The organism is Parendozoicomonas sp. Alg238-R29 (assembly GCF_947331445.1).
In the GTDB taxonomy this organism is placed as follows: domain Bacteria; phylum Pseudomonadota; class Gammaproteobacteria; order Pseudomonadales; family Endozoicomonadaceae; genus Sansalvadorimonas.
Window position 1 is genome coordinate 1 of sequence record NZ_CAMZOG010000133.1, and the last position, 7,359, is coordinate 7,359.

General features: G+C 47.0%; 5 protein-coding genes and 1 pseudogene. 1 reads left to right on the forward strand and 5 read right to left on the reverse strand.

Annotated features, from left to right (window positions below; genetic code table 11):
* From QMA35_RS20390 to QMA35_RS20400, 3 genes and pseudogenes are all read right to left on the reverse strand, one after another.
* On the reverse strand, positions 1-1,134 hold a 1,134-nt coding region (locus tag QMA35_RS20390), incomplete at its 3' end, for an acyclic terpene utilization AtuA family protein (RefSeq protein ID WP_281648988.1).
* A gap of 103 nt (positions 1,135-1,237) precedes the next feature.
* Positions 1,238-1,828, reverse strand: a complete 591-nt coding sequence (locus tag QMA35_RS20395) for a GGDEF domain-containing protein (protein ID WP_281648989.1) — start codon at positions 1,826-1,828, stop codon at positions 1,238-1,240.
* Between the two features lie 272 nt (positions 1,829-2,100).
* Positions 2,101-2,478, reverse strand: a pseudogene (locus QMA35_RS20400) (hypothetical protein); the annotation flags it as partial.
* 182 nt (positions 2,479-2,660) lie between these two features.
* Between QMA35_RS20400 and QMA35_RS20405 the strand changes: the two are divergent.
* On the forward strand, positions 2,661-4,346 hold the full coding sequence (locus QMA35_RS20405) for a M4 family metallopeptidase (protein WP_281648990.1): 1,686 nt from the start codon (positions 2,661-2,663) through the stop codon (positions 4,344-4,346).
* A gap of 233 nt (positions 4,347-4,579) precedes the next feature.
* On the opposite strand, the gene QMA35_RS20410 is transcribed toward QMA35_RS20405, so the two are convergent.
* Together QMA35_RS20410 and QMA35_RS20415 are read right to left on the reverse strand one after the other, a co-directional pair.
* The gene (locus tag QMA35_RS20410; RefSeq protein ID WP_281648991.1) at positions 4,580-5,719 is read right to left on the reverse strand and encodes a haloacid dehalogenase; all 1,140 of its coding nucleotides are present in this window, start codon (positions 5,717-5,719) and stop codon (positions 4,580-4,582) included.
* Positions 5,720-6,816: 1,097 nt separating this feature from the next.
* Positions 6,817-7,359, reverse strand: a 543-nt coding sequence (locus QMA35_RS20415) for an MOFRL family protein (protein ID WP_281648992.1), incomplete at its 5' end; no start/stop codon positions are given.

Sequence of the window (7,359 nt, forward strand, 5' to 3'; positions counted from 1 at the left end):
AATTTCAATATTGTGATCCCGGTAGGCGCCCATACCACGTTCTTCAAATAAACGACTGGTTTTAGCAACAATCGCTGCAGCTACAGCTTCACCCTTCTTGCGTGCATCAACTCCTGCCAGTAAAAAGGCTGCTGAACATTTGAAGCCATCCATCCAGGTGGCGGACACTTTGTAAGAATCAGTGGGGGCAAAGCCAACCGCGCCGGTAACGCGAACTCTGTCGCTTCCAACGTCTTCCAGGTCAACATGGGAGAAATCGCAAACGACATCTGGTAGGTAATAAGCACGGGGGTCGCCAATCTCGTAAACCAGCTGCTCTGCAACGGTTTCACGGTTTACCCGACCACCAGTGCCTTCTGGTTTGGTCACCACAAAGCTGCCATCGGCTTCACACTCAATAATAGGGAAGCCCATATTGTCATAACCATCCTGAATGGTTTCCCAATCGGAGAAATTACCACCGGTACATTGAGCACCACATTCAACAATGTGCCCTGCCAGGCTGGCTTGGGCGAGATGAGTGTATTCGGTCATCTTCCAGTTAAATTCATGAACCAGTGGCGCTGTGACAACAGCACTGTCTGCTATACGACCAGTGATAACTATGTCAGCGCCATCTTTCAAAGCCTGAACAATGGGAGCGGCGCCGAGATAAGCGTTCATGGTGACAATGCCGCCAGGCATCTCATCACCGGAGAACATCTCGGTAACTCCAGCCTTTTTCATCTCTTTGACTTTTGGCATCAGGTTGTCGCCCTGAACAAGAGCAACCTTAAGATCAAGCCCCGCCTCTTGAATTAATGTTTCAAGAGCATCACGGCAAGAGCCAGGATTTACACCACCGGCATTACTGATGACCTTGATGCCCTGCTCAGCAATTTCAGAAAGAACAGGCTTAAGGGCGTATTTGATAAAGTCGGGAGCATAGCCGACGCTGGGGTCTTTCATTCTGGCGCCAGCCATAATAGAGAGAGTGACTTCAGCCAGATAATCGAAAACCAGATAATCCAGGTTACCTTGACGTACCAGCTGGTGAGCGGCTGTTTCGGTATCTCCCCAGAAGGCACTCGCACAACCTATGCGTACAGCCTTGTGGGGAGAGTTGGATGTGGTGGAATGATTGTTATTGGCCACGTTCCGTATCTCACTGTTTGGAAAAGGTATCAAAAAGTGAGATTCAGGTTACCAAGCAAGCGCTTGGTCGGCAAGTGTATGTACGTATCGGTGACCTTATTTTTTATGGTGTTGATCCAATGAAAATCTGGTTCCTGCCATTACTTTTAGCGTGATACAGGGCTGTATCCACATACTTCAAACTGTCTCTGAAACTTCCTCCTTTCGGATGTTCAATAAGGCCGACACTTACCGGCATGGTGTACTCTCTGTCGTTTACTGCTAAATCTCTGTCGTTTACTGCTAACTCTCTGTCGTCTACTGTTAATAGTGTGGTACTGATTTTTCTGCAGGTTTCTGACAGCTTTTGATAGGCGTGATTCACATCACAGAAGGGCATGCACAGTAAAAACTCATCGCCACCGTAACGCACAAGAATATCAGATGTTCGAATGCTGCCCTGTAAAATTTCAGTCATGTGTATGAGAGCTTTGTCGCCTGTGATATGCCCCCAGGTATCATTAATCTCTTTGAAGTAATCCACGTCGAACATAACCAGACAAAGCCTGCTTCTGTCACTACGCCTGCTATTGAGATCAATAAGACGAGTGACGGCTTCATCCATGTAGTAACGGGTAAAACAGCCAGTAAGGGGGTCACGAATAGATCGCAGGTACGCTTCTTTTCGGCTCTTGTTCATTTGCTGGTAAGCCATCTCCCGATCCAGGGCGACTTGCAGTGGGGTGGATTATCTACGAGGGCGTTCAGCCCTTCTGTGTAATTTCAGGCCACTCACTTTTGCTGATGCCTAAATAGCGTTTTGGACAGTGATCATCGTTGCAGGTGTACCCCTTATATCGTGCAGGTAAAAAACCAATGGCGGTGTCGTTGTCATCCAGAACAAGACTCTGTTCACACTAACTGTGGGTTAAGCCAATGAGATGCCTCCTGATCTAATAAACTCTCTTCTGAGAAGATATGTGTCTTTAAAAATCGTTTCCAGCCCAGATAGCGCGATAAATATTTCGTTGCCACGCCTTTGAAAAAAACCATTGATACAACGTTTGAGCTCACTGTGATAAGCGTTGGCTGTTTGAATGTGACCAACTCTTTCAGCGTCACGTTGAGTTGGTCTGTCAGTTGCGTGAAGAGTTCATCGTTACTCACATGTTCGAGAACGGCATCGGTTACATGTTGCTGGCGGTCGCAGGCCACCATGACGGGAGCTTTTCTGATTGTTTCTGACTTTTTACTGGCATTCTCTGGCGGCTTTTTCTTGCGTCTGGATCGACCACCTCGTTTACGGGCTGCAGAACCCAGCCCTCGCTGCCCTTTGCGGGATTCCCGGAAAAAGGTTTCATCAATTAGCTCACTGCCCCCTTGGGAAGGGCGGACCAACTTCCCGATTACTCATTAAATCCACGAGAGAACAGCGGGGTACACAGATTCATGTGCCTCATTATTCCAATAAACGTAAAGCCTCCGATACAAATCATAAAAATGGACTATATCTAAACAAGGGTTGGATAAAACGAAAAGGATTTTTAATGAACGCACTTGTGCACTGTATAGCCAATATTATTTTCTATTGCTCCTGTTTTAGTTTGTTGATTACACCGGCCTGGGCTTTGAATTCTGATTTTATCAACGGAGCCCGAATCAATGAGTTAAAAGGCTTTACTCTGCTCGATGACTCCACTGATGATCTGGATACCAGTACCGTTGTTAACAGTTTGGTCAAGGTACGCAGTTTTCTTGCAGGTGACAAAAAATACGTGCGGTATCAACAATATTACAAAGGCCTCAAAGTTGAGGGGCACACTCTCGTCAAGCGCATGCCAAAAGGAAGCAAGCAAACTTCCAAATCCGCCCGTTTTTTTGGAAAGCTGGCAAGAAACCTGAATATTGAGGTTGCTAAAGAATACGAAACAGATGTATTCCGAGAGGAGATCATCGAACTTGCTAAAAAAGATTTCACTAAGAGCACTGGTCACCGTGGAAATTTATCGGATATTGAAAGCCAATTGGTGATATGGGTTGAAAATAAAGAGGACGCCCACCTTGCTTATAAAGTGAGCTTTCGTGGGAAGTCACGCATCGGCGCTCCCTTCTGGCCCCACTATGTAATTGCAACCAAAAACAAGGACATTCTTCAACGCTGGAGCAATGTGCAATCGCTCTATAGTGACCGTGGACCGGGGGGCAACGAAAAAACCGGGCAGTATTTTTATGGTGCCCCTGCAATGCCCGAGCTTCTGGTTTCTCAAGATGAGGAAACCTGTTTTTTAGAGAACGCCCATGTAAAAGTCATTAGCATCGAAAATAATCGCTATCCCAAGTATGCCTCTCAAGATCTAAAATCCATAAGCTACCCCTGTGGTGAAAATAATGGCCAGTTCATCAATGGAAGCTGGGGACCAGCGAATGATGTTTATGCTTTCTCAAATCTGGTCATCAACATGTTTCGAGAGTGGCTCAATGTACCAGTGTGGGAAAAATCCGATGGATCAGCAAGGCAATTACTTGCTCTGGTCAATGTCGGTGAACGCCACGGTAATGCTCACTGGAGCTACCCCTACCTTTATTTTGGGGATGGAGATGAAAATGCCTATTCATGGACATCTCTGGACACTGTAGCCCATGAGATAGGTCATGCATTTACCTACACAAACTCGAAGCTTTCATACTTTTATCAGTCGGGTTCTGTCAATGAAGCATTTTCTGATATCACAGCCATCGCTGCCGAATATTTCCTACGCCAAAATTACTTTACAGCTTACGAGACCATTATGGGAACACGCGATATTGATTGGCGTATTGGCGACCGCATCGCAAGAACGAAAGAGGCCTTTCGCTCATTCACGGCTCCCTATGACTTTGGTTCAGCCGAGTGTGAAGAGCCAGTAGCAGGATGTCGATACAGTTGGGATAACCTTCTGGAAGATACCAAAAAAAACTCACCGGATGATGGTTTTTTAAAAAAACGCAATCACATTGTCCATAATGGTAGCGGAATCTTCAATCGTGCCTTTTTCTACCTCGTAGAAGCCTTTCAGGGTGATGTTCGCAAAGCATTTTCCCTTGTAGTCCGTGCCAATCGGATTTACTGGACAGCTTATTCCACCTTTTCGGAAGCTGCCTGTGGCATTAAGCTGGCTGCTCAGGATGAAAAGATCAGCTCTCATACAATTGATCGTGTGTTTCAAAAGGTAGGTGTCACACCAGCCTGTTAAAAGCCGTCCAACAAAGCTGTTACTTCCACTTACCTTCTTGCAGGCTCACAGTGGTGGTTATCTATTGCGCAACGCCCGTCGTATTGATGGGCTCATTCGCTATAGGAAGCCTGACACCAGATATCAAATAACGGTTATACGCCCAATCAGGCAAGTCGAACCTAAAAAAGAAGCCAAAAAATACCGTATCAAGAAAAAAGAGTAAGTCAGAACCTGACTTACTCTTGTCTATATTACTCTGTCCGGCAGGCGGCATTAGGAGTGGATTCCACTACATCGAAGTAGTGTCCACTGTAATCCCCATAAATTCCCTGGGTACCTTGAGCGCCGGCGTGTTCACCGATAATCCAAGTCTCTTTCTTGGCAATACCGGAATCCGCGAAGGCGGTAATATCTGTATCAGCATTACCATAGGCACGGACAATGTTCAGTCCTTTGTCCTGCTGCAGAGACGTCAGGTATGCCAGTTTATAAGCCTCAGTTTCATAACTCAGCGGGGAGCCACCGTCGTCATTAGTGCGTATATGCCACTGGGGCAGGTCAATGATCTTAGTAAACCACTCACGGGTATCCCGGGCAATCCAGTAGGGGCGACCTGTCACATAAATCACCCGATATCCTTTATCCACATAGGCCTGCACCGTCTCTTTGGCATAACCCCACGACTGAGCAGTCGAAGCACCCAGATAGTCACCTACCTGTTCAAAGTCCGACAGGGTCAGGGTGCCATCAATATCAAACAGCACCGTTTCCTGCCCCTGAGGGACAACAGAGACAAAACCGTCGGCCTGACTCAGGTCGCCTTCCACAACCATACGGACAATATACTCACCAGCCGGTTTGCCAGCCACCGGAACAGAAACCTTACCGTCCCTGTCGGTTCTGTATTTGCCCAGATACTGCCAGTCATCCAATCCGGTGCCGTACAAATAGGCATGCACATACTCTCTTTCCAAATCCTTGTGCACTGTGCGGCTGTAATCGAACTTCCCGACAACGGTCACACTTTCACCGGGGTTGGCGATTTCATCGTGCACCATATGATAAGGAGAATGGTTACCGCTCCAGTAGCGACTCTGCCAGCGCTGAAACCGCTTTTGTTCCGGCCCGTGAAAAGCCGGCAGGTTTAAAACACCACTATAATCCGGGCATGTCCCCACGGTGGCAGGAACATCCGGGGACGGATTAGGGTCAGGATTAGGAGCATCAATGGCCCAAGACTGAGCTGAAGCCATAGCGAGTGCTAACCCAGAGAGTTTCAAACCGGTTTTGGCTTGGACAAAAATATCAGAAAAAATCATTATCAGGTTTCCGTTTTTATTATCGTAATCAGGAAAATCCAAGTCGGGAATATCCCGTAAAGCCCACTCCATGGCAAGTAGCTGCCTCTTGTAAAAACCACAGAAGGCAGCGTATTTGTATTAATAACAGACAATCACGACAAAAAACATTCCTTATTGCCACCTAACTCCGCTCGATTCGCCGACTAAACTAACGACACCGGATTTCTGCTGCCATGAGGGTGTCGTGCCCAATAACAAAATCCAGTTGCAGAAGAAACTTTGGGCCAGGAAACACTTGGGTAGCAGCACGTGCTGCGTATTCAGTGATTGGGTTAAGTGTTTTCACCGGAATCGCTGACGCTGGTCATCTGCATAAGGCGGTTGTGACGGGAGGCGGGCACCAAGCGCTGCAGTCGTGGTTGCGGCCTGAGAAGCAACCAATACACTTCTGAACTGCCAACCCCTCAAAGAGAAGTGCCCTATCTGTTAAAAGCAGAACAAGACCTTCATCAGAGCTGTAAAAAGGAAACCATGAGTGTTCAGAGTGATCCTCGCCCCCATGCCAGACAAGCCCCCTCAAAACGAAACAAATAATATCCAGAGCAACGTTTTGGGAAAAATGTTTCTTCCAAACCAGATGGTATGGGAGGTCATAAAAGGCAGTATTCCCTGAAAGATAAAGAAAGAAGGGCGGGTTTATAGACCCTCTCAGGAAATAGCCAAACCTTTGATACCAAAATCATACAAAGAATTATTTACAGGGGCCAACGCTGCTTTAGGCTATCTCCTAGATAGGGGCAGCTGCTTGTATAGACCTTCACACCAAAACACTCATATTTTTCACGAAAGGCTCCTATCGCAATAATTGCATTAATCAGCGCCCTCGTCGGCCTTACTCTTGAAGCTGGCAATCAGCTGGGTCCCTGGTTTGAGCCAATGACTCGCATGCATTTTGTGGCTCCACATTTGTGATTTATGTACTTGGTATTATCTACGGTGGCATAGGTTAAAGACTGGTTATCTATATCATATAAAGGGAAACTCTGGTTTCCCTTTCTAATCACCACTCAATCAGAACCAACAGGCATGGGCATAAACGAATTCAGCGTAAGCTCTCCATCAGTAACAGCTGTTCGAAAAATAGATATGTCTTCAGCCCGAAAAGATGCCAAACAGTACATTTCGCCTTAAGGGATATAAATCGCGCGGAAGTCGTTCACGTTGGTCATGGTAGGGCCGGTGATAACACTGTCCCCAAGACCTTCAAAGAAACCATGACCATCATTATTTTCCAGACTGGCAGCCGGATTTGTACCCTGCTGCCAGGCCCTGCTTAATGTTGTGTCGTCGCAAATAGCTCCGGCTATCTCTTCTGCACCATCAACACCGTCTGTGTCGCAGGCCAATGCAGTAATTCCAGTCTTTCCACCCAGAGCGATAGCCAGAGAAAGAAGGAATTCAACGTTACGCCCACCACGCCCACTTCCTTTAAGTGTGACTGTCGACTCCCCTCCAGAGAGTAAAATACAAGGTGAGACAAAAGGTTGAGATTTATCCGCTACCTGCCGGGCAATTCCTGCCATAACCTGCCCCATATCACGAGCTTCACCTTCAAGGCTGTCTCCCAGGATATACGGTGTTACGCCTGCTTCCCGGCAAATATTGGCGGCAGCTTCAAGAGCTATCTGTGGTGTTGCAATCAAATGAGTTTCAATTTCTGGCAGTCGTGT

Coding starts and splice junctions, on each gene's coding strand:
- QMA35_RS20395 (WP_281648989.1), bottom strand. CDS start 1,828: ATGGCTTACCAGCAAATGAACAAGAGCCGAAAAGAAGCGTACCTGCGA.
- QMA35_RS20405 (WP_281648990.1), top strand. CDS start 2,661: ATGAACGCACTTGTGCACTGTATAGCCAATATTATTTTCTATTGCTCC.
- QMA35_RS20410 (WP_281648991.1), bottom strand. CDS start 5,719: ATGGAGTGGGCTTTACGGGATATTCCCGACTTGGATTTTCCTGATTAC.